Genomic DNA, 715 nt, shown 5'->3' on the forward strand with positions numbered 1-715 from the left:
CAGCAGGAGAAAGGGCGGTGCAATCTGCTTTAGCAGAGGGTGCGGAACGGGCAGCGGCAAAAGCTGCAGGTGAAGCAGCAATGAAAGCAGTAGCAAGTAAAGAGGCGGCAAAATTTAGCTTGGGGCGTGCAGCAAAAACTGGAGCCATTTATGGCGGAATAGCAGGCAGTGGTGAAGGGGAAGGGCTTGCAGATACTCTAGTGTCTGCTGGGTTTGGTGCAGGGCTAGGTGCTGCAACACCATTTGTTGCCAGTGGTGTATCAAAAGCAACATCTTTTGCGACAAGATCATTAAAAAAAACGCCTGCTATTGTGAAAAAAACACCTGCGGCTCTCAAAAACACAGTTGGAAAATTGTTTGGTAAAACTGAACCAATAACACAAGGTGTAGAAAAAGAAGCATTTCAGATAAGCGATAGAGCGCTTAGGGATGTAAGCCAAACTTTAGGGGCTGAAGGTGTTGATAAGCTTGAAAGGGCATTAAAACAGCGTGGTCCTGATTCAATGATTATTGATCTTCATGATGGGCTTGCTACAAGAGCTTTTAAGGCAGCAAAAAAAGACCATGATACATATTCGCTCTTAAGTAATCGTTTGAATGAAAGACAAGATGCGAGTGCACTACGGGTAAAGGATGCGTTGACAGATGTGATGGGTCCAAAGGTCGATACGCTTAATTTAAAGCAAGAGATTATCAAACAAGCACAGAAAAAAGC

Annotated in this window: 1 pseudogene; it reads left to right on the forward strand. The window is 44.3% G+C overall.

From position 1 onward, the window contains the following. Positions 1-715 (forward strand): annotated as a pseudogene (locus ACFINL_RS09775) (hypothetical protein); the annotation flags it as partial.

Origin of the sequence: Bartonella sp. AA78NXGY (genome assembly GCF_042197005.1) — a bacterium.
Taxonomy (GTDB): Bacteria; Pseudomonadota; Alphaproteobacteria; order Rhizobiales; family Rhizobiaceae; genus Bartonella.